This is a genomic window from Amycolatopsis sp. NPDC114505, assembly GCF_055633615.1.
The window spans coordinates 209,432-231,170 of record NZ_JBVKDV010000003.1; the positions used below are offsets into that span (position 1 = coordinate 209,432).

Sequence of the window (21,739 nt, forward strand, 5' to 3'; positions counted from 1 at the left end):
GCCGATAGTCGGTTGATCCAAAACGCGACTTTCGTCGTGGGCCGTCCGGCCCAGCCAGTGACATGTTCTGGCGCCCTGTCCCGAATGTGCGCGATTCCGTCACGGATCGCGGCGCCGTCCGGCTACAGTCCCGCTGCTTGGTTCCGCCTGGGGGGCGGCTCGCACGGGAACGGGGTGCTCGATGGGTCCTGAAGTGCGGTTTCACCTGCTCGGACCGTTGCTCGTGACGGTCGGCGGCCGGCCGGTGCCGCTCGGCGGGGCGAAGCAGCGGGTCCTGCTGGCGCACCTGCTGCTCAACGCGAACCGGACGGTGACGCCCGGCCAGCTCGTCGACACCATCTGGCCCGGCGACCCGCCGACGTCCGCCACCGCCAACCTGCAGACCTACGTGTGGCGGCTGCGCCGGCTGCTGCCGGAAGGGCCCGTCCTGCGCACGCACGGCCCGGGCTACTCGCTGGTCGTCGACCCCGGCGACGTCGACGCGCACCGGTTCACCCGGCTCGTCGCCGGCGCCGCGCGGGCGGCCGCGCCCGAGGCGGCGCTGAAGCTGCTCGCCGAGGCGGAATCGCTGTGGCGCGGGGATCCCCTCCAAGACCTGCCGACCGCGCCCGTCTGGGACGCCGAGCTCGGGCGGCTCGTCGAGAACCGGCTGGCCGCCGTCGAGGAACGCCTTTCGCTGCAGGTGAAGCTGGGGCGGCACGACGCGGCGATCGCCGAGCTCACCGTGCTGCTGGCCGAACACCCTTACCGCGAACGGCTTTGGCAGCAGTACCTGCTCGCGCTCACCGGCGCGGGACGGCGGGCCGAGGCCTTGCGGGCGTACGCGACGGCCCGGGAGCGCCTGGTCGCCGAGCTCGGCGTCGAACCGGGGCCGGAGCTGAGGGCGGTGCAGGCCGCGATCCTCGCGGGCGAGCCGCTCGCGGCGCCGCCGGTGGTTCCGCCGCCGCTGCGCCAGCTTCCTGCGGACCTGCCCGACTTCACCGGCCGCGAAGTCTACGTCCGGGAGCTGGAAACGGCGCTCGGCCCGGCACCGGTCGTCCTGACCGGAGCGCCGGGGACCGGCAAGACGGCACTGGCCATGCACGTCGCCCACCGCGTCGCGGACCGGTTCCCCGACGGCCAGCTGTACGTCGACCTCGCGGGCACCGGCACCCCGCGCGACCCGGCCGAGGTGCTCGCCGACTTCCTGCACGCGCTGGGCGTCACCGGGAACACCGTCCCCGCCGGGCTCGGCCAGCGGGCCGCGCTGTTCCGCTCGCGCCTGGCCGGGCGGCGGGTGCTGCTGGTGCTCGACGACGCCGCGGCCGCCGCGCAGGTCCGCCCGCTGCTGCCCGGGGACGCCGGCTGCGCGGTGCTGGTGACGACCCGCGGGCGGCTGCCGGAGCTGGCGGGCGCGAAGCACGTCGAGCTGACGGTGTTCGGCGAGGACGAGGCTTCGCGGCTGCTGGCCGGGGTCGCGGGCGTCGACCGGGTCGTCGGCGAGCCGGCCGAAGCGGCGGCCATCGTCCGCTGCTGCGGTTACCTGCCGCTGGCGATCAGGATCGCCGGCGCGCGGCTGGCCGGGCGGCAGGCGTGGAGCCTGCGCACGCTGCACGACCGGCTGGCCGACGAGTCGAGCCGGCTGAGCGAGCTGCGCGTCGGCGATCTCGGTGTCCGGCCGAGCTTCGAGCTGAGCCTGCGCCAGCTGCCGGCCGACGCGCGGACGGCGTTCTGCCGGACCGCGGTGCTGGGCGCGCAGGACTTCCCGAGCTGGGTGGTCGACGCGCTGCTGGACCGCGACGGCGCGCACGAGGTGCTCGACGTGCTCGTCGACGCGAACCTCGTCGCGTTGGCGGGGCGGGATTCCGGCGGGAACCCCCGGTACCGGCTGCACGATCTGCTGCGGTGCTACGCGGCGGAGCTCCTGGCCGAGGATCCGTCGCGGCGCGAAGCCCTCGCCCGGGTGCTGACGGTGTTGCTGGCGCTGGCGAAGACAGCCGCGGCCGGTCTGCCCCCGGCGTTCGGCGCGATGACCGGGCCGGCGGTCGGTGCACCGGTGGTCACCGCCCGGGTGACCGATCCGCTGGGCTGGTTCACCGCGGAACGCAAGCTGCTGGCGGCCGCGGTCCAGCTGGCCGCGGACGCGGGCCTGGACGAGCTGGCCTGGCAGCTGACGGCGACGGCGGTCCCGTTCTACGACCTGCGGGGCGCGTACGACGACTGGCGCCGCAGCCACCTGACGGCGCTGGCCGCGGTCGAGGCGGCGGGGAACACCGCGGGAGCGGCGGTGCTGTACCGAGGCCTCGGCCAAGTCCGCCTTTACCACGACGAGTACGCGGCGGCGGTGGAGGACATGGAACGTTCGGCGTCGCTGTTCGCCTCACTGGGCGACGTGCGCGGGGAAGCGCTCGCGGTGGCGGGACTCGGTACGGTAGCGCGGGTTCGCGACCGGCCCCGGGAGGCGCTCGGCTTCTACCGCCGGGCGCTGGCGGGCCTGGAGCGAGCCGGTGACCGCCGGGGTGTCGCGCAGGTGCGGAACTCCTTGGGCACGACGTATGCGTCGCTGGGCTCGTTCGCGGAGGCGGACGCGTGGCTGCACCAGGCGCGTGAGCTGGCGCGGGAGATCGACGACCCGCACCGCGAGGCGAAGGTCCTCACCGAACTGGGCACGCTCCACCGGGACCTGGGCGCGTTGCCGGAGTCGTTGACGTGCCTGCGATCGGCGTTGGGCATCCTCGAGGAGCTCGACGACGAACGGTGCAGCGCGTACGCGTTGCTCGGGATCGGGCAGACGCTGCTGGCGGCGGGCGAGCGGGTGCAGGCGCGCGGGGTGTGCGACCGCGCGTTGCGGGTGTTCCGCGAAACCGGGAACCGGCAAGGGGAAACCACCGGACTGGAGCTGCTGGAGCAGGTGCGGCGGAGCCGGTCCCCGGCCCGCCGTTGACGCTCGTCGCCCACACGCCGCCGCTGCCGTTCGAGGACCGCCACTCGCACGCGCGTCACAAAAAACAATGTCCGCGACGCAAATCCGCGTGACAAATTTCTTGGCCACGGAAAAGCACATTGGCCGGTTGGGAAGTTTCCCCCTAGCATCCGAAAGGCCGTTCGACGACGAAAGGACCAGACATGACGGAAACCCTCGTGCGGAAAAAGCGCTTCCTCGGAATCGCACTGGCCACGCTGCTCGCGGGCGCGGTGGCCGTGCTTTCCGCCGGACCGGCCGCGGCGGCCGAGAAATCGCTGACCTACAAAGGCGGTTTTCCACTGATCGGCGACCAGCAGGTCACCGTGGTGGTCAAGGCGGACATCCCCGCGACCGCCACGGCGGGCACACCGGTTTCGGTGCCGTTCAGTCTCGACGTCGATGCCGGCCAAGCCGCCGGAGACGGCCTGCGCCTCGTCGGTGCCACGAAGATCTCGGGCACGATCACGTCCCGGGTGAACGTCGCGATCGGCGGCCAGTCCGTGGCCATCCCGATCGCGCTGCCGATCCCGGAGACGCCGGTCCCGGCCGACGGCAGCCTGAAGTTCACGGCACAGGGCCAGGTCGACTTCACCGTCCCGGCCGGCACCCCGGCGGGCGAGGCGACCAGCAGCGTCGACTCCGCGGCGACCACCCACGTCGTCACCGACAGCGGCCTCGGCGAGTTCGACGTCGCCCTGACGCTCGACCCGCCGGACCAGGACGCCACCCTCGGCACGACGACGGTCGGCTGACCCACCGCGCGCTCCGGCCCGCCGGAATCCACCCGGCGGGCCGGAGCCGATGCCGGATTCCGGCACCCGGGAAATGCCGGGATCCGCCGGAACCGTTCGCTCCCAACGTGATCCTCCCTTAGTAGGTACCGATTCGCCGGTCGGGCGCGGAGTATTCCCTGCCACCACGTCGAATCGTCACCGAGTGGAGGACCACTTCGTGAAAACCACATCAGGAGTCCTGCGTGGACTCGCGGCGGTTTCGGCCGCCGTGGCCGCCGTCGTCGCGCTGCAGGCGCCCGCGACCGCGGCCGCCGCGCGGACCGACCTCGGCATCACCATGCAGGCCCAGCAGAAGGACCAGTGGTGCTGGGACGCCAGCGGGAACACGATCGCCGACTTCTGGGGATATTCGCTTTCCCAGACGCGGTTCTGCCAGATCGCGCACAACGAGTCCGGCTCCGACTGCGCCAACAACCAGGGGTATCTGTCCGACCAGCAGCGGGTGTTCCGTTCGCTCGGTTTCGCGAATGTCGGGTCGTACAACTCGAACGGGCAGGTGCTTTCCTTCACCACCATCAAGAACCAGATCGACGCGGGACAGCCGATCGGCACCCGCATCGGCTGGCGTTCCGGCGGCGGCCACATGCACGTCCTCTACGGGTACGACAACTCGGGCGGCGCGACGAAGGTGGAATACGGCGACCCGTGGCCGAACAACAGCCGCTACAACTCCATGAACTACGACACCTACCGCTCGAACAACCAGTTCCAGTGGACGCACACGCTGTACGGGATCGAGGGATGAGCGTGCTGAAGAAAGCGCTGGGCGCGGCCGTGCTGGCCGGCGCCGCGATGCTCACCACGGCCGGCACCGCGGGCGCGGCGACCGGGCCCGCCGGCACCCCGACCGCGGCCGACACCGCCGCGATCGGCCAGGTCACCGGCGGCCGGGCCACCCTCGACCGGCTCGCGACGACGAAGTTCCCGGGCGCCCACGCGGCCGCCGCGGCGACCACGGCGAACGCCGACCCGCGCACCCAGGTCGCGGTCTACGAGCCGACGGCGGCGTTCGTCGCCGGGACGTCGGACGTCCCGGCCGCGCTCGCGTACGTCGCGGTCCCGGCGCGGACCGGCGACGGCACCACGGCCACGGTCTGGGCCGAGCGGCAAGGGGCGGCCTGGAACGTCGTCAACGTCGCGTCCGGCGACTACGAGCGGAAGTACGCGGAGGCCGCGGCCGGGGGCTACCTCCTGCACGAACCGCAGGTCAACGCCTGGTACGCGGTGCACGGCGACGACCTGACGGTGCTGGACGGCTCGGTCACCGGCCTGCCCGCGGGCACGAAGCTGAGCGTCCGGGACTACCGCGCGGCGCTGCACGAGCGGTACGCGGACAAGCTGCCGGGCTCGGCTTACGACACGGACGGCGCGGGCGGCGGCTACGGCGGCCGCGAGCGCGCGGTCCCGGCCGCGGACCCGGGGGAGACGCCGGTACTGCCGTTCGTGCTCGGCGGCGCCCTGGTGCTGGCGGCGGGTGTGGTCGTGGCTCCGCGGCTGCGGCGTAGGTAGGTCGGCGAGGGGCCGCCGGTGTGCCCGGCGGCCCCCTTCGCGGGTGATGTCGTGGGGACACGCCAGTGCTGCCGCGCGTCTCGTGCGCCGGCCGCTCCCTGCGCGGGTGATGTCGTGGAGCCCGCCCGGCACCGCGTCCCATGCTGATGCCCGGCGGCCCTCTTGGCAGGTGATCATGATCGGGTCAGAATGCGCCATGCCCGTTTCCCCGGTCGCCCAGGCGGAACCGGCGCGGCCGAGTGGTCCGGACCTCGCGCTGGTCGAGGCGCTGCAACGCGACCCGCGGGCGCCCTGGACGCGGATCGCGGCCGCCGTCGGCACCGATGCCACGACGGCCGCGCGCCGGTGGGACCGGCTGCAGGCGGCCGGGCTCGCCTGGCTGACCGCGTACGCCACGGCCCCGACGACCACGGTCGGCTACGTCGACTTGGCCTGCCGCCCCGACGCGCTGACCGGGCTGACCCGGGAGCTGTGCGGGTGGCCGTCGGTGTTCAGCGTCGAACGCACGACCAGCCGGTTCTCGCTGTTCCTCTCCCTGGCCGCGCGCGACCTCGACGCGCTCGACGAGCTGGTCACCGGCCGGCTCGGCGCCTTGCCCGGGGTGCGCGAGGTGCGGTTCGCCGTCGCCACGCGCGTCTACCGCGAGGGCAGCGGCTGGCTGGTCAACGCGCTCGCCCCCGAACAGCGCGCGGCGCTCGACGAGACGGCGGTGCAGGCCCGGCTGGTCGTCCCGCAGCAGTGGGACGACCGGGACCTGCGCGCGCTCGTCGAGTCCCTCGGGGCGGACGGCCGGCGCAGCTACGCCGAGCTGGCCCGCGACTGCCGGATGAGCGAGTCCGCGGTCCGCCGCACGCTCGCGCGGATGCTGCGCAACCACGAGCTCGACTTCCGCTGCGACCTCGCGCACGTCCCGGCGGGCTGGCCGGTGATCGCGGGCTACCGCCTCGACATCGCGGCGGACGACCTCGACCGGGCCGGCACCGCGATCGCGCAGCTGCCGGAGACCCGGCTCTCGGCCGCGGTGGTGGGGGAGGGCAACCTGGTGGTGTCGGCGTGGCTGCGGGAGCCGGCCGGCTGCACGGGTTACGAGACGCGGCTGGCGGCCGCCGCACCGGGTGCCCGCGTCCTCGACCGCGCGATCACGCTGCGGATGCCGAAACGGATGGGCCGGCTGCTCAGCCCGCACGGCCTCGGCGGCACCCACCAGGCGATCATCCCGGCCCGCTGACCGCCGCCCGGGCCCGCGTAGGGTCGGAGGCGGGGATCGGCACGGTGGAAGGACCATGAGCGTGGGCGAGTCGAACTGGGCGGGGAACCACGCGTACACCGCGGCTTCGGTGGTGACTCCGCGCACGGTCGACGAGGTGCGGGAGGCCGTCGCGGCGGCGTCGCGGGTCAAGGCTCTGGGCAGCCGCCACTGCTTCAACGACATCGCCGACTCACCCGGCGGCGTCCTGCTGGACCTGCGCGCGCTCGACGTCCCGGTGGAGATCGGCGACGGGACGGTGACCGTCGGCGGGTCCGCCCGCTACGGCGACTTCGCCGAGCAGCTGCACGCCGCCGGGTTCGCGCTGGCGAACCTCGCGTCACTCCCGCACATCACCGTGGCCGGCAGCGTCGCGACCGGTACCCACGGCTCCGGGCGCCGGCAGCCGGGACTCGCCGCCGCCGTGTCCGCGATCGAGCTGGTCACCGCGAACGGTGAGCTGCGGACGTTCACCCGCGCCCACGCCGAGTTCCCCGGGCTGGTCGTCGGCGTCGGCGCGCTCGGCGTCGTCACGCGGATCACCCTGGACGTCGAGCCCGCGTTCGACGTCCGCCAGGACGTCTTCGACGCTCTGCCCTGGGAGGCCGCCGACCGGCACTTCGACGAGATCGAAGACGCCGGCTACAGCGTCAGCCTGTTCACGAACTGGGCGAACGACACGATCGACCAGGTCTGGGTCAAGAGCCGCGTGGACGCGTTCACGCCGCGGCCCGGGCTGTTCGGCGCGGTCCCGGCCGACGGACCCCGTCACCCCGCGCACGCGGCCGGGATCTCCGCCGGCAACGGCACGCCCCAGCAAGGGGTGCCGGGCCCGTGGCACGAGCGGCTGCCGCACTTCGCCCTCGCCTTCACGCCGAGCGTGGGAGACGAGCTGCAGTCGGAGTACTTCGTGCCGTACGAGCACGCGGTCGCGGCCGTGCGGGCGGTCCGCGGGATCGGCGACCTGCTGGCGCCCTTGCTGCTGGTGTCGGAGATCCGCGCGATCGCGGGCGACGAGCTGTGGCTGAGCCCGTGCCACGGCGGCGACCGGGTCGCGCTGCACTTCACGTGGCAGCCGCGCCAGCCCGAGGTCGAGGCGGTGCTCCCGGTGCTGGAGGAGCGGTTGGCGCCGTTCGGTGCGCGGCCGCACTGGGGCAAGCTCTTCCACACCGCCGGCGCGTATCCGAGGATGACGGATTTCCGGACTCTGGCGGGGGAACTGGACCCGGCCGGCAAGTTCCGGAACCCCTTCCTCGACCGCCACGTCTTCGGCGGCTAGCCCGCCGGGGGAGCCGTCGTCGCCCGGACGATGAGGTAGGTGTCGAGCACCTGGGTCGTGTGCTCGTCCGCGTCGCCGTCGAGCAGGTCCAGCAGGATGGTGACCGCCGCGCGGCCCGCCGCCTCCGTCGGCATCGCGATCGTCGTCAGCGGCGGGGCCGAGATCGCCGCGAAGACCAGGTCGTCGAAGCCGACCAGGCTGATCTCGTCCGGGACCGGGACGCCCCGGGCGTTCAGCCGCGCGAGCGCCCCGAACGCCACGAGGTCGTTGTACGCCACGATCGCCGTCACGTCCGCGGCCAGCGCCAGGTCCGCGCCCTGCAGCCCACCCTCGAACACCGGCGGGAACGGGCCGAACTCGACGACCTCCGTGCCGTGCCGCTCGGCCGCCTCCGCCAGCCCCGCCCGGCGGGCGCGGTTCGCCCACGACATCCGGGGGCCGCCGAGGTAGGCGCAGCGGCGGTGGCCCAGCGCGGCCAGGTGCTCGATCGCCTGGCGCATCCCGTCGGCGGCGTCCATCACGATCGACGGGATCCCCGGCACCTCGCGGTTGAGCAGCACCAGGGTCGTCTGCGTGGCGAGCGCGCGCAGCTGGTCGTCGGTCATGCTCGGGCTGCCCAGCACGACGCCGTCGACCTGCCGGGCCATCCGGCGGACCAGGTTCTGCTCGGTCGCCGGGTCCTGGTCGCTGCTCGCGAACAGCACGGCGACGTCGTCCTGGCGCGCCCGGGCCTGGACGCCGTCGAGCACGCCGGTGAAGAACGGGTTGCCGAGGTCCGACACGACGATGCCGATGTGCCCGGTGCGGGCGACCGGCTGCGTCGTGCCGACGGCGTGGTACCCGAGCTCGCTCGCCGCGGCCAGCACCCGGCTGCGGGTCTGGTGCCGGACCAGATCGGGTGAGGTGAACGCGCGCGACACGGTCGAGATCGACACGTTGGCCCGGCGGGCGACGTCGTGAATGGTCACGCTCACGGCTACTCCTCGGCAGGCTCTGCGCAACATCATGGAAACGCCCGGCAGCGTTGTCAACAACGGATCGCCTTGCGGCAGCGAGGATCCGGCCTCCGCAGGGCCATTCGGCTGGGCTTCCGGTGAAAACCCTGAAAATCGTTGACCTGGTTTTGCTGCAAATCGTAGAACGGAGTCTCCGCCGTGTTCCCCGTTCCCGGGGCGCGGGTCCCCACCCCCTTCGAGGTGCCTGATGACCAGGAAAGACCGGTTCTGCCTGCGCGTTTTCGCCACGGCCGCGTTCGCCGCGGCGATGGTCCCCACCGGGGTCGCGCACGCCGCCTACGAAAGTTCTCCCGTCGGTTTCGGCGCCGGCACGACCGGGGGCGCGGGCGGTGAGACCGTCACCGTGACCACGGCTTCGGCGTTCACCAGCGCGGTGACCGGCACGACGGCCCGGACGGTCCGGGTGAGCGGCAAGATCGCCCTGGCGAGCAAGACCCTGGTGAAGATCGGGTCGAACAAGACGATCCTCGGCGTCGGGTCCGGGTCCGGCTTCACCGGCGGCGGGCTCGCCGTGGACAAGTCGTCGAACGTCATCATCCGCAACCTGGCCATTTCGAAGGCGGTCGGCACCGACGCCATTCAGATCCAGCGCGGCGCCACCCGCGTGTGGGTCGACCACAACGACCTGTCCTCCGACCTCGACCACGGCAAGGACTACTACGACGGCCTGCTCGACATCAGCCACGCCGCCGACGGGATCACGGTGTCCTGGAACAAGTTCCACGACCACTACAAGGTCTCCCTCGTCGGGCACAGCGACAGCAACGCGGCCGAGGACACCGGCAAGCTGCACGTGACGTACAGCCACAACTGGTTCGAGAACGTGAACTCGCGGCTGCCCAGCCTGCGGTTCGGCACCGGGCACGCCTACGACAACTATTTCCACGCCGTGACCGATTCCGCCGTGCATTCGCGGATGAACGCGCAGTTCCTCGCCCAGAACAACGTCTTCGAATCGACGAAGGTGTGCCTGGAAACGACCGGGGACAGTGACGTCGACGGCTACCTGAACGAGTCGGGCAACTCCTTCGGCGGCTGCACCAACAAGATCACCCGGACCGGAAGCATGTCGACGGCGCCGTATTCCTTCACGCTGGAGCCGACTTCGACGGTCAAGGCCACCGTCACCGCGGGCGCGGGCGTCGGCCGGATCTGACCGGCGGCGAGAGTGTGGCCGGTTCGAGTAAGCGCTTACTCGAACCGGCCACCGCCGTTCGGAGTACCCGGCGTTCGACGAATTCGAAACAGGGTTCCGACCATTGACACACTTGTCGCGAACGCCCTACCGTGACGACCGGAAGTTTCTCCCGAACTGCCCATTCGTCAGTTCCCGCGCGGCCGCACCCGGCCGCGCCGATCGGAGACCCATGTCGGGGAGCAGGCGCCGCACCGTCGCGGACCCGCCGCGGCTGGCCGTGGTCGGCACGTCCGGCTACGCGTTCAGCTACCTGCACCGCGCGCGCATCCTGCACGACGAAGGCCTGGTCCGGTTCGCCGGCATGGCCGACGTCCGGGTGCCGTCGGCCGCGGCGATCGCACTGCTGCCCGAGGGCGGCACCGCCCACGTCGGGGTCGACGACCTGCTCCGCCGCTGCCGTCCCGACATCACCGTGGTCGCGACCCCGCCGCACGCGCACGTCCGCGTCGGCGGCGCGGTGCTGCGGGCGGGCGGCGACCTGCTCCTGGAAACCCCGCCGGTGCTCGACCTGGCCGGGTTCCGGACGCTGTCCCGGCTGGCCGCGGAGAACGGCTCGGCGTGCCAGACCGGCTTCCAGAGCTTCGGCTCCCCGGCGCTGCCGGTGCTGCGGGCGGCGATCGCGGCCGGGAAGCTCGGCGAGGTGGTCGGCGTCGGCGCGGCCGGGGCGTGGATCCGCACCGACGCCTACTACCGCCGCAACCCGTGGGCGGGCCGCCGGTGGCTGGACGGCGAAGCCGTGGTCGACGGCGCCCTGACCAACCCGTTCTCCCACGCGGTGGCCACCGCGCTGCTCGTCGGCGGGGTCGGCGGGCGCGACCCGGCGGAGATCGCCCTGGAGCTGTACGGCACGCGCGACATCGAAGCCGACGACACGGCGTGCCTGCGCATCCGCTTCGACCGCGGGCCCGAGATCGTCGTCGCCGCGTCGCTGTGCGCCGAGCAGGACCACGAGCCGTACGTGGTGGTGCACGGCTCGCGGGGGCGCGCGAAGTTCTGGTACAAGAGCCACCGGCTGGAGCTCGACGACGAACGGGTGCACCTCGGCGAACCCGTGGACCTGCTGCGGAATCTGGTCGCCCACCACCTCGACCCGGCCGGGGTCCCGCTGCTCGCGCCGCTGCCGGCCACCCGCGCGTTCGCGTCGGTGGTCGAGGCGGTGCGGGACGCGCCGTCGCCGTCCCGGATCCCGGCCGGCTGGATCCGCACGGCGGGCGAGGGGGCGAGCCGGCACCCCGTGGTCCGGGGGATCGGCGAGGAGGTCGCCGTGGCCGCCGACCGGCTGGCGCTGTTCTCCGAGATCGGCGTCCCGTGGGCGAGCGCCGTCCGGCGGGGCGCGCAACGCACCGGGTAACGCCCCGGTGCCCTCGCGCTGGCGGCCCGCCTCGACCCAGGTGTGCTGTAAGCGCTTTCTCAAGCTGCCCGCGAAACGGCGAACACATTGCTGCACAAGGGTTATTGCTCCGAATCGCCCGTTGACACGACTCGCGCCCACTGCCTACCGTGAGCGCGCTGACAGCGTTTTCAGAAAGTGCTGACCGGCTGAGAACGGAGAGCTCGATGCGTCGGACAAGAGAGCGGCGAACGCTCGTCGCGCTGGCCGCGGTGGTGCCGCTGCTGCTGACCGGGGTCGCCGCGTGCGGCTCGGACCCGGGCGGCGACGGCGGGGACGTGACCATCACGTTCGTCTGGTGGGGCAGCGACGGCCGGGCGAACCTGACCAAGAAGGCCGTCGAGCTGTTCCAGCAGAAGAACCCGAAGATCAAGGTGCAGACGTCGTTCTCGGCGTACGCGGCCTACTGGGAGAAGCTGGCGACGCAGACGGCGGGCGGCAAGCCGCCGGACGTGCTCAACGTCGACACCCGCTACCTGGCCGAGTACGGCGGCCGCGGCGTCCTGGCCGACCTGAACGAGGGCGCGGGCAAGGCGATCGCGCTGGGCGACATCAACCCCGAGCTCGCGGCCACCGGCGTCTACCAGGGCAAGCGGTACGCGGTGCCGTGGGCGCAGAACACGCCGGCGATGCTGTACGACCCGGCCGCGTTCACCGCGGCCGGCGCCGACCCGGCCAAGGGCCTGACCTGGGACCAGTTCGCGGAGGCGACCCGGAAGATCAGCGCCGCGGGCGGATCCAGCGGCACGACCGACTTCGGCATCCTCGACACGACCCTGGAGATCTGGCTGCGCCAGCAGGGCAAGCAGTTCTACACGCCGGCGGGCAAGCTCGGGTTCGCCGCCGACGACCTGCGCCGGTACTGGCAGCTCGCGGGCCGGTTCCGCGACGCCAAGGGCGCGTCCCCGGCCGACGTCACGGCCTCCTACAACACCTCGCCCGAGCAGTCGCCGCTCGGCAAGAAGCTGACCAGTTCCGAGTTCGCCTACGACAACCTCCTGCCCGCGTACCAGAAGGCGAACGGCAAGCCGCTGAACGTGGCGCCGTACCCCACCGGCGCGGACGGGACCAACGGGCAGTACCGGCGGCCGTCGATGTTCCTGTCGGTCGCGGCGCGCAGCGCCCAGCAGGAGGCGGCGGCGAAGCTCGTCGACTTCCTGGTCAACGATCCCGAGGTCGGGAAGATCGTCGGCACCGACCGCGGCCTCGCGCCGAACCTCAAGGTCCGCGCCCAGCTCGCGCCGTCGGCGAAGGGTGCCGACAAGACGCTCTACGACTACGAAGCCGCGCTCGAGCCGAAGCTCGGGGCCGCGCCGTCCGTCCCGCCCAAGGGCGCCGGCTCGATCCAGAAGCTGCTCCAGCGCACCTACGAAGAAGTCGCGTTCGGCCGGATGAGCGTCGACGACGCCGTGAACCGGTTCATGTCCGAGGCCGCGAAGGCGCTGGGCTAGCCGATGACGACCGTGCGCACCCCGGACCCGCCGGTCGCTTCGGAGGCGGCCGCGCGGGTCCGGCGGCGGGACCGGCCGGCCGGGCGCCGCCGCAAGACCCAGCCGGAGGCCTTCGCGTTCCTGACGCCCTGGCTGCTCGGCGCGGTGGCGCTGACCGTCGGCCCGATGGTCGTCTCGCTCTACCTGTCCTTCACCGACTACGACCTCTTCACCTCGCCGAAGTGGGTCGGCTTCGGCAACTTCGCGCGCATGTTCACCGACGACGACCGCTACCTGCAGTCGGTGAAGGTGACCCTGATCTACGTCCTGGTCTCGGTGCCGCTGAAGCTGACGGTGTCCCTGCTCGTGGCGATGCTGCTCAACACCCGCCGCGGCGGAGGCGGCTTCTACCGGGCCGCGTTCTACGCGCCGTCGCTGCTCGGCGCGAGTGTCGCGGCGGCGCTGGTGTGGCGGGCGCTGTTCATGGGCGGCGGGCCGGTGAACGAAGTGCTGGCCTTCTTCGGCTGGCACACGCCCAGCTGGGTCGACGACCCGCAGTTCAGCCTCGCCTCGATCGTGCTGCTCGGGGTCTGGCAGTTCGGCGCGCCGATGGTGATCTTCCTGGCCGGCCTCAAGCAGATCCCGGCCGAGCTGCACGAGGCGGCCGCGATCGACGGCGCCGGCGCGTTCCGCCGGTTCCGGCACATCACCCTGCCGATGCTCTCGCCGGTGATCTTCTTCAACCTCGTGATGGAGGCCATCCACGCGTTCCAGGCGTTCACCCCGGCGTTCGTCATCGGCGGCGGCCGCGGCGGCCCGGCGGACGCGGACCTGTTCTACACGCTCTACCTGTTCGAGGTCGGCTTCCAGGACTTCCACATGGGCTACGCGTCCGCGATGGCGTGGGTGCTGCTCGTGGTGATCGCGATCGTGACGGCGATCGTGTTCCGCACCGCGAAGCTGTGGGTGTTCTACGATGACGTAGAAAACACCGGGGAGCGCCGATGACCGTGCTCCCGCGCTCAGCGCGTTCGGCGGGCCGGCACGTGCTGTGCCTCGTGATCGTCGCCGTGGTGCTGTACCCGCTGGTGTGGCTGGCGTTCGCGTCGGTCAAGCCGCCGGACGAGATCTTGTCCCGGCTGTCGCTGCTGCCCACGCGGTTCGTCTTCGACGGCTACACCAAGGGCTGGGAAGGCGCGGCGGACGTCGGGTTCGGCCGCTTCTTCCTCAACTCGTTCCTGGTCGCCGGGCTGTCCGTGGCGGCCAACGTGCTGTCGTGCTCACTGGCCGCTTATGCGTTCGCCCGGCTGAAGTTCCGGTTCCGCGGCGCGCTGTTCGCGTTCATGATCACGACGCTGATGCTGCCCTACCACGTCACGCTCATCCCGCAGTACGTGATCTTCCAGCAGGCCGGCCTGGTCAACACGTTCGTCCCGCTGATCCTGCCGAAGCTGCTGGCCACCGAGGCGTTCTTCGTGTTCCTGATCGTCCAGTTCATGCGCGGGATCCCGCGCGAGCTCGACGAGGCCGCGATCATCGACGGCTGCAGCGTCTACCGCACGTTCTGGCACGTCGTGCTGCCGCTGTCGAAACCGGCGCTGGTCACGACGTCGATCTTCACGTTCATCTGGACGTGGAACGATTTCTTCACGCAGATGGTGTACCTGAACGACACGGAGAAGTTCACCGTGCCGCTCGGCCTGCGGCTGTTCGTCGACACGAGCAGCGAGTCGAACTTCGGCGCGATGTTCGCCATGTCGGCGCTCGCGCTCGTCCCGATCGTGCTCTTCTTCCTCGCCTTCCAGCGCCTGCTGGTCGAAGGCGTCAGCACCAGCGGCCTGAAGGGGTGACGACCATGCGCACCACCCAGTGGCGAACCGGGCTCACCGACTTTTCGGACTGCCTGCTGACCGGCCTGCTCGTCGCGCTCGCGTCGGTGCCGGTGGTGACCGCGGCCCCGGCGTTCGCGGCGGGTTGCCGGGTGCTCGACCGGACGCGCCACGGCATCGGGCGTCCCTTGTGGACGACGTTCTGGGCCGACTTCCGCCAGTCCGCCCGGGGTGGGCTGCTCTTCGCGCTCGGGTGCCTCGCCGGGGCGGTGCTGTTCGCGGTGGACCTCGAAGTCGTGCGCTCGATGCCGGGAGCCGGCGTGCTGGGGCCGGCGCTGTGGGTGCTGGCGGCGGGGGCCGCCGTCGTCGCGCTGCGGACGTGCGAGGTCGTCGCGACGGGGGAGCCGTCCTGGCGGCGCGCGGTCGTGACGGCCGCTCGCGAGACCGCGTCGGCGCCGGGGAACGCCCTGCTCCTGGCCGGGGCGATCGGCCTCGCGGTCGTGCTCGCGTGGATGCTGCCGATCCTGGCCCTGCTGGTCGCCGGGCCGCTGGCACTGGCCGCCGTGGCGACCGGCGGCCGCCGATGACCCCTGCGGTGGTGGTGTTCGGCACGACCGGTTACGCGCGCACGCACCTGCGCCGGGCCCGGGCGCTGCACGACCGGGGCGAGATCGTCCTGGCCGGCGCGTGCGACGTCCGCGAGCCGCCGGACGGGGCCGGCGAGCTGGTGCCGGTGTTCACCCGCGACCCCGCCGAGCTGCTGGCCCGCGTGCCGGCGGACATCGCCGTGATCGCCACTCCGCCGCACACGCACCTGCCCCTGGCCCGCCTCGCGCTCGCCGCGGGCTGCCACGTGCTCGTGGAGAAGCCGCCGGTGCTCGACCTGACGGCGTTCGACGAGCTGACCGAGCGGGCCCGCGGCCGGGCCTGTCAGGTCGGGTTCCAGAGCTTCGGCTCGCCCGCGGTCCCGGTGGTCCGGGCCGCGCTGGCCCGGGGTGCGATCGGGACGGTCACCGGGATCGCCGCCGCGGGCGCGTGGATCCGGCGTGACCGCTACTTCTCCCGCACCGCCTGGGCGGGCCGTCGCCGGCTTGACGGGCGGGCGGTCGTGGACGGCGCCCTGACGAACCCGTTCGCGCACGCCGTCGCGACCGCCTTGCTGCTCAACGGCACGGCCGGGGCGCTGCCCGAGCGCACGGCTGTCGAGCTGTACCGCGCCCGCGACATCGAGTCGGACGACACGGCGTGCGCCCGCCTGCGCTTCGCCGGCGCACCGGACGTCGTCGCCGCCGCGACGCTCGCCGCCGAAGCCGACCACGAGCCGTACGTGCTGATCCACGGCACCGAAGGCCGGATCCGGTGGCACTACAAGACCGACGTCGTCCTCGTCGGCGACGAGCCGGTGCCGGTCGGGCCGCCGCAGGACCTGCTGACGAACCTCGTCGAGCACCTGCGCGACGGCGTGCCGCTGCTCGCTCCGCTGGCCGCCACCCGCGCGTTCACCGCACTGGTCGAGGCGGTCCGCGACGCGCCGGAGCCGAGGCGGCTGCCCCAGGCCCGGGCCGTCGGCACCGGCCCGGAGCGCCGGTTCGTCGTGCCGGGCGTCGATCGGGCCGTCGACACCGCGGCCGAGCGGCTCGCGCTGTTCTCCGAACTCGCCCTGCCCTGGACCCTCGCCCGAGAGGAGACGTGATGGTGGTGCGCCGCTACGCGATCGTCGGCCTGGGCTCGCGCGCCCAGCTGTTCGCCCGCGCGCTGGCCGGCTCGCCGCGGGCCGAGCTCGCGGCCTTCTGCGACCACAACGAAACCCGCATGCGGGTCCACAATGGATGGCTCGGGGCTTCGGTGCCGGGCTACCGGCCGGCGGACTTCGCCGCCATGCTGGCGAAGGAGCGCGTCGACGTCGTCGTGGTGTGCACGCCGGACCACACGCACGCGGACTACGTCGTCGCCGCGCTGCACGCCGGCTGCGACGTCGTCACCGAGAAGCCGATGACGACGGACATCGACGGCGCGCGACGCATCCTCTCCGCCCGTCGCGAGACGGGACGCTCGGTGCGGGTCGCGTTCAACTACCGGTACAACCCGGTGCACCGGCGCGTGCGCGAGCTGCTGGCCGCGGGCGCGATCGGGGAGATCGGCTCGGTCGAGTTCAGCTGGCTGCTCGACACCGCGCACGGCGCCGACTACTTCCGGCGCTGGCACCGCGAGAAGGCGAACTCCGGCGGCCTGCTCGTGCACAAGTCCGGCCACCACTTCGACCTGGTCAACTGGTGGCTCGGCAGCGGCCCGGAGACGGTGTTCGCACTGGGCGGGCTGTTCTTCTACGGCGACGAGAACGGCCACCGGCACACCGATGACCGGTTCGCGCTGGACCTCGAGGCGTCGCCCCGGCTGCGCGCGCTCTACCGCGCCGCGGAGCACGAAGACGGCTACGTCCGGAACCAGGACGTGTTCGCACCCGGCGTCACGATCGAGGACGACGTGTCGGTGCTCGTCCGGTACCGCGGCGGGGTGGTCCTGAACTACCACCTGCACGCGTACTCGCCGCGGGAGGGATACCGCGTCGCGTTCTCGGGCAGCTCGGGGAGGCTCGAGCTGGACGTCCGGGAGAACGAGTACGCCACGGACTCCGGGGAAAGCGGCCGGGCCCGGCTGACTCGGCAACGACATTGGGAACCACCGGAAGTCATCCTGGACGAACCCCTCGGTGAGGGCCACGGCGGCGGGGACGAACGGATGCTCGCCGAACTGCTCGGCGACGCCGACCCGGACCCGCTCGGCTGCGCCGCCGACCACGACTCCGGTCTGCAGGCGCTGCTCACCGGGCTGGCCGCCAACCGGTCGCTGGCCACCGGCGCGCCGGTCCCGGTCGACGAGCTGCTCGGCGAAATCGGGGAACCGGCGTGAGCCGGGCGGCGGTCGGCAACGGGACGCTGGAGCTGGCCGAGGACGACGGCCGGGTGCGCGTCCAGCTCGGCGACGTCGTCCTGGCGGAGTACGTCGTGGCGCCGTCGACGCCGGCGGGGGACTCGCCGAAGCCGTACCTGCACCCGCTGCGCACCACCGCCGGCGAGACCGTGACCGCGGTCCGGCCGCACGACCACACCTGGCACAACGGCCTGCAGTTCACCATGGCCCACCTGTCGGGCGAGAACTTCTGGGGCGGCCGGACCTACGTGCGCGGACGCGGGTACACCCCGCTCGACAACAACGGCACCGTCGGCCACGTCCGCTGGGAGAGCGTCGTGAGCGCCGCGGAGTACTGCGAGCTGCGGCACGAGCTGGCCTGGCGCACCGCGGCGGGCCGGCGGTGGCTGACCGAGCACCGCACGCTGCGCTTCGGCGACGTCTCGGCGGACGGCTGGACCCTCACCTGGACGAGCCGGCTGTGCAACACCAGCGGCCGCGAGCTGCGCTGGGGGAGCCCGGTGACCGAGGGACGCGAGACCGCCGGGTACGGCGGGCTGTTCTGGCGCGGGCCGCGCTCGTTCGTCGGCGGCACGGTCCGCACGTCCGACGGCCGCTCAGCCGAAAGCGCGATGGGGCACCGCGCGCCGTGGCTCGCGTTCACCGGCCGGCACGACGAGAGCCTGCGGTTCTCGACGCTGCTGTTCGCCGACAGCCCGGCCGACCCCGGTTTCCCCACGGCCTGGTACGTGCGCGCCGAGCCGTTCCCGGTGGTCAGCTTCGCCACGACCTACCACCGGCCGTGGGTGTTCGCACCGGGGGACGAGCTGACGCTGACCCACCACGTCGTCGTCCTCGACGGCGATCCGGAGCCCGCCCGGCTGGCCGAGCTCGCGGCCCGGGCGGCCGAGTAGAAGGAGCCGACATGCGCTGGAAGGCCTTCGCGGGGTGCCTCGCCCTGCTCGGACTCACCCTCACCGCCGGGACGGCGGAAGCCCACGGCCACGACCCGGGCCGCGTCGTGCTCGGCGCGCACGACGGCTGGGGCGCGGGGACGACCGGGGGAGCGGCGGCCGCACCCGGCGACGTCCACACGGTGTCCCGGCGTTCGGAGCTGGCCGCCGCGCTGGCCGCGCACCCGGGCGCGCCGAAGATCGTCTACGTCCGCGGCACGATCGAGGGCAATGTGGACGGTCGCGACCGGCCGCGGACCTGCGACGACTTCGCCGACCCGGCCTACAGCCTGCCCGCGTACCTGGCGGCGTACGACCCGGCGACCTGGGGGAAGGTCGAGCCTTCGGGGCCGCTCGAGGAGGCGCGAGCCCGGTCGCAGGCGAACCAGGCGGCGCAGGTGGTGCTCGACGTCGGCCCGAACACGACGATCTACGGGCTCGGGGGTGCGACCCTGCACGGGCTGACGCTGCGGGTCACCGGGGACAACGTGATCCTGCGGAACCTGCGGTTCTCGGACGCGCACGACTGCTTTCCCCAGTGGGACCCCCTCGACGGCGCGGACGGGAACTGGAACTCCGAGTACGACAACGTCGACCTCGTCGGCGCGACGCACGTCTGGGTCAACCAGAACGAGTTCAGCGACGGCGGGAACACCGCGCAGCCCACGTACTTCGGGCGCAAGTACGAAGTCCACGACGGACTGCTGGACATCGTCAACGGCTCGGACCTCGTGACGGTGTCGGACAACCGGCTGCACGACCACGACAAGACGATGCTGATCGGCAACACCGACAAGCCGACCTACGACGTCGGGAAGCTGCGGGTTTCGGTGCACCACAACCTCTTCTCGGAGATCGGCCAGCGCGCGCCGCGGGTGCGGTACGGACAGGTGCACGTCTACGACAACCTTTATCTGGTGCGGGATCCGGCCGCCTACACGTATTCGCTCGGCGTCGGCGTCGAGTCGCGGATCTACGCGGAGAACAACTTCTTCCGGATCCCGGCGTCGGTGCCGCTCGGCGCGCTGGTGGAGTACTGGAAGGGGACGGTGCTGCACGCGACCGGGACGCTGGTTTCCTCCGGTGCGGCGCCGCCCCGGCCGGTGGATCTGCTGGCGGAGTACAACGCGGCCAACGATCCGGATCTGGGCCCGGACGTGGGCTGGACGCCGACGCTGGTCGACCACCTCGATCCGACGTGGGCGGTGCCCGCGCGGGTGCTGCTCGGCGCCGGTCCCGTTTTCTGAAAACGGCGGGCATCCGGGCGACAGGGTGATCCCTGCGGCCGGTGACATTGACACGCCGAACCCGGGAACCGGAGACTGAGAAAGCGCTTTCAGCACTCGCCAGGACCCTTTTCCGCAAGGGAAGACCCAAGGAGTGATGAGCATGTCCCCGATTTCCCGGGCCGCGGTCGTCGCCGCGCTCGCGGTGTCCACCGTGATCGTCGCCGGCCCGTCCGCGAGCGCCGCCTCGTGGCCGAGTCCCACCGCCAGTCAGGCGGTCGGCGCGACCATCAAGGTCACCAGCGGCACCTACGACGGCGGCCTCAAGCGGTTCTACGGCACCGGCGACCTCGGCACCGGCGGCCAGGACGAGGACCAGGGCCCGATCTTCGAGCTGTCCAACGGCACCACGCTGAAGAACGTCGTCCTCGGCAACCCGGCCGCCGACGGCGTGCACTGCCTCGGCACCTGCACCCTGCTGAACGTCTGGTGGGAGGACGTCGGCGAGGACGCGGCGACGTTCAAGGGCACCTCCGCCTCGCAGACCATGACCATCGACGGCGGCGGTGCGCGGAAGGCGTCGGACAAGGTGTTCCAGCACAACGGTCCCGGCACCATGTACATCCGCAACTTCCAGGTCAACGACTTCGGCAAGCTGTACCGCTCCTGCGGCAACTGCAAGACGCAGTACAAGCGCAACGTCGTCGTGGACAACGTCACCGCGACCGTGCCGGGCAAGACGCTCGTCGGCATCAACACCAACTACGGCGACACCGCCAAGCTGACCCGGATCACCATCGTCGGGGACTCGAGCCGCAAGATCGTGCCCTGCGAGAAGTACAAGGGCGTCACCAGCGGCGAACCGACCAAGATCGGCAGCGGGCCTGACTCGACCAACTGCCTCTACACCACCGCCAACATCACCTACCAGTAACCGTCCGGGGGTGCCGGCCGCCGTCCGGTACCCCCGGCGTCCCCGTGGAGGTGCCCCATGCTCGCGTTCCTCATCGCCTCGGCGCTGGCCGCGGCGACTCTCGCCCCACCCGCGGCCGCGAACGTCGTCGTCGCCAAGGACGGCTCCGGGAACTACACGACCGTCCAGGCCGGCATCAACGCCGTGTCCGCCGGTGGCACCGTGTCGGTCAAGCCCGGGACCTACCGCGAGGTGATCACCGTGCCCGCGGCCAAGACCGGGATCACCCTGCGCGGCACCACCGGCAAGGCGTCCGACGTCGTCGTCGACTACGACAACGCCGGCGGGACCCCGAAACCCGACGGCACGACGTACGGCACCACCGGCAGCGCGACCGCGACGATCGCCGCGAACGGCTTCACGGCGAGCGCGCTGACCTTCCGCAACTCCTTCGACCGCAAGGCCCACCCGGAGATCACGGCGACCCAGGCGGTCGCGGTCAAGACCACCGGCGACCGGATGGTCTTCGACAACGTCACGTTCCTCGGCCACCAGGACACGCTGTACGCCGACACCGCGGCGACCGGCACGGCCGGCCGCCAGTACTACCGGAACTGCGCGATCAGCGGGGACGTCGACTTCCTGTTCGGCCGCGCGACGGCGGTGTTCGACCGGGCGACGATCACCGCACTCGACCGCGGTTCGAACCCCAACGGCTACCTGACCGCGGCGAGCACCCGCCGGACGGACGCGTACGGCTTCCTGATCGTCGGCAGCAAGGTCCTCAGCCCGGCCGCGACCGCGAGCTTCTACCTGGGCCGCCCGTGGCACCCCGGCGGAGACGTCGACGCGATCGCGCAGGTCGTCATCCGCGAGACGGTCCTGCCGGCGGCGATCAAGCCGGTACCGTGGACCGACATGTCCGGCTTCTCGTGGAAGGACGCCCGGTTCTTCGAGTACCGCAACACAGGGCCGGGCGCCGGGACCGGCACCGACCGGCCACAGCTGACCGCGGCCCAGGCGGCGACGTTCACCGCGCAGCGCTACCTCGCGGGCGGCGACGGGTGGAACCCCGTGCACTGACGGGCCCGGTGCGTCCGGT

General features: G+C 72.3%; 19 protein-coding genes. 18 read left to right on the forward strand and 1 reads right to left on the reverse strand.

What is annotated here, in order from left to right:
• Positions 1 to 181 precede the first annotated feature (181 nt).
• The 6 genes from ACZ7OU_RS30305 (at position 182) to ACZ7OU_RS30330 (ending at position 7,772) form a co-directional block, all read left to right on the forward strand.
• Positions 182 to 2,923 carry an AfsR/SARP family transcriptional regulator gene (locus ACZ7OU_RS30305; RefSeq protein WP_470257815.1) on the forward strand — a complete coding sequence of 914 codons (2,742 nt, stop codon included), beginning with the start codon at positions 182 to 184 and terminating at the stop codon, positions 2,921 to 2,923.
• A gap of 182 nt (positions 2,924 to 3,105) precedes the next feature.
• On the forward strand, positions 3,106 to 3,696 hold the full coding sequence (locus ACZ7OU_RS30310) for a DUF6801 domain-containing protein (protein WP_470243840.1): 591 nt from the start codon (positions 3,106 to 3,108) through the stop codon (positions 3,694 to 3,696).
• 199 nt (positions 3,697 to 3,895) lie between these two features.
• A complete protein-coding gene (locus tag ACZ7OU_RS30315; RefSeq protein ID WP_470257816.1) occupies positions 3,896 to 4,483 on the forward strand; it encodes a papain-like cysteine protease family protein in 588 nt (195 codons plus the stop codon).
• A complete protein-coding gene (locus ACZ7OU_RS30320; protein WP_470257817.1) occupies positions 4,480 to 5,247 on the forward strand; it encodes a hypothetical protein in 768 nt (255 codons plus the stop codon). Before ACZ7OU_RS30315 ends, ACZ7OU_RS30320 begins: the two co-directional genes overlap by 4 nt.
• 196 nt (positions 5,248 to 5,443) lie before the next feature.
• Complete coding sequence (locus tag ACZ7OU_RS30325) at positions 5,444 to 6,475, forward strand: Lrp/AsnC family transcriptional regulator (RefSeq protein ID WP_470257818.1); 1,032 nt, start codon at positions 5,444 to 5,446, stop codon at positions 6,473 to 6,475.
• Between the two features lie 55 nt (positions 6,476 to 6,530).
• Positions 6,531 to 7,772 carry an FAD-binding protein gene (locus tag ACZ7OU_RS30330; RefSeq protein ID WP_470257819.1) on the forward strand — a complete coding sequence of 414 codons (1,242 nt, stop codon included), beginning with the start codon at positions 6,531 to 6,533 and terminating at the stop codon, positions 7,770 to 7,772.
• On the opposite strand, the gene ACZ7OU_RS30335 is transcribed toward ACZ7OU_RS30330, so the two are convergent.
• Positions 7,769 to 8,746, reverse strand: coding sequence for a LacI family DNA-binding transcriptional regulator (locus ACZ7OU_RS30335; RefSeq protein ID WP_470243845.1), 978 nt, complete (start codon positions 8,744 to 8,746; stop codon positions 7,769 to 7,771). The genes ACZ7OU_RS30330 and ACZ7OU_RS30335 overlap by 4 nt on opposite strands.
• Positions 8,747 to 8,975: 229 nt before the next feature.
• Between ACZ7OU_RS30335 and ACZ7OU_RS30340 the strand changes: the two genes are divergently transcribed.
• The 12 genes from ACZ7OU_RS30340 (at position 8,976) to ACZ7OU_RS30395 (ending at position 21,720) form a co-directional block, all read left to right on the forward strand.
• Positions 8,976 to 9,944 carry a pectate lyase family protein gene (locus ACZ7OU_RS30340; protein WP_470257820.1) on the forward strand — a complete coding sequence of 323 codons (969 nt, stop codon included), beginning with the start codon at positions 8,976 to 8,978 and terminating at the stop codon, positions 9,942 to 9,944.
• A 211-nt stretch (positions 9,945 to 10,155) separates the two neighbouring features.
• Positions 10,156 to 11,337 carry a Gfo/Idh/MocA family protein gene (locus tag ACZ7OU_RS30345; RefSeq protein ID WP_470243847.1) on the forward strand — a complete coding sequence of 394 codons (1,182 nt, stop codon included), beginning with the start codon at positions 10,156 to 10,158 and terminating at the stop codon, positions 11,335 to 11,337.
• A gap of 206 nt (positions 11,338 to 11,543) precedes the next feature.
• Positions 11,544 to 12,827, forward strand: a complete 1,284-nt coding sequence (locus ACZ7OU_RS30350) for an ABC transporter substrate-binding protein (protein ID WP_470257821.1) — start codon at positions 11,544 to 11,546, stop codon at positions 12,825 to 12,827.
• A gap of 3 nt (positions 12,828 to 12,830) precedes the next feature.
• Positions 12,831 to 13,814 (forward strand): carbohydrate ABC transporter permease, encoded by a 984-nt coding sequence (locus ACZ7OU_RS30355; protein ID WP_470257822.1) that lies wholly within the window; start codon positions 12,831 to 12,833, stop codon positions 13,812 to 13,814.
• Complete coding sequence (locus ACZ7OU_RS30360) at positions 13,811 to 14,656, forward strand: carbohydrate ABC transporter permease (protein ID WP_470243850.1); 846 nt, start codon at positions 13,811 to 13,813, stop codon at positions 14,654 to 14,656. The genes ACZ7OU_RS30355 and ACZ7OU_RS30360 overlap by 4 nt, the downstream gene beginning before the upstream one ends.
• 5 nt (positions 14,657 to 14,661) lie before the next feature.
• Complete coding sequence (locus tag ACZ7OU_RS30365) at positions 14,662 to 15,222, forward strand: DUF624 domain-containing protein (protein WP_470257823.1); 561 nt, start codon at positions 14,662 to 14,664, stop codon at positions 15,220 to 15,222.
• The gene (locus tag ACZ7OU_RS30370; RefSeq protein WP_470257824.1) at positions 15,219 to 16,328 is read left to right on the forward strand and encodes a Gfo/Idh/MocA family protein; all 1,110 of its coding nucleotides are present in this window, start codon (positions 15,219 to 15,221) and stop codon (positions 16,326 to 16,328) included. Before ACZ7OU_RS30365 ends, ACZ7OU_RS30370 begins: the two co-directional genes overlap by 4 nt.
• Positions 16,328 to 17,545 carry a Gfo/Idh/MocA family protein gene (locus ACZ7OU_RS30375; RefSeq protein ID WP_470257825.1) on the forward strand — a complete coding sequence of 406 codons (1,218 nt, stop codon included), beginning with the start codon at positions 16,328 to 16,330 and terminating at the stop codon, positions 17,543 to 17,545. The genes ACZ7OU_RS30370 and ACZ7OU_RS30375 overlap by 1 nt, the downstream gene beginning before the upstream one ends.
• Positions 17,542 to 18,459, forward strand: a complete 918-nt coding sequence (locus tag ACZ7OU_RS30380; RefSeq protein ID WP_470257826.1) for a DUF6807 domain-containing protein — start codon at positions 17,542 to 17,544, stop codon at positions 18,457 to 18,459. Before ACZ7OU_RS30375 ends, ACZ7OU_RS30380 begins: the two co-directional genes overlap by 4 nt.
• Positions 18,460 to 18,470: 11 nt before the next feature.
• Complete coding sequence (locus tag ACZ7OU_RS30385; protein ID WP_470257827.1) at positions 18,471 to 19,745, forward strand: pectate lyase family protein; 1,275 nt, start codon at positions 18,471 to 18,473, stop codon at positions 19,743 to 19,745.
• A 142-nt stretch (positions 19,746 to 19,887) separates the two neighbouring features.
• Entirely contained in the window at positions 19,888 to 20,658 is a 771-nt protein-coding gene (locus tag ACZ7OU_RS30390) for a pectate lyase (protein ID WP_470243856.1), read from the forward strand.
• A 57-nt stretch (positions 20,659 to 20,715) separates the two neighbouring features.
• Positions 20,716 to 21,720, forward strand: coding sequence for a pectinesterase family protein (locus ACZ7OU_RS30395; RefSeq protein ID WP_470257828.1), 1,005 nt, complete (start codon positions 20,716 to 20,718; stop codon positions 21,718 to 21,720).
• The last annotated feature ends 19 nt before the right edge of the window (positions 21,721 to 21,739 follow it).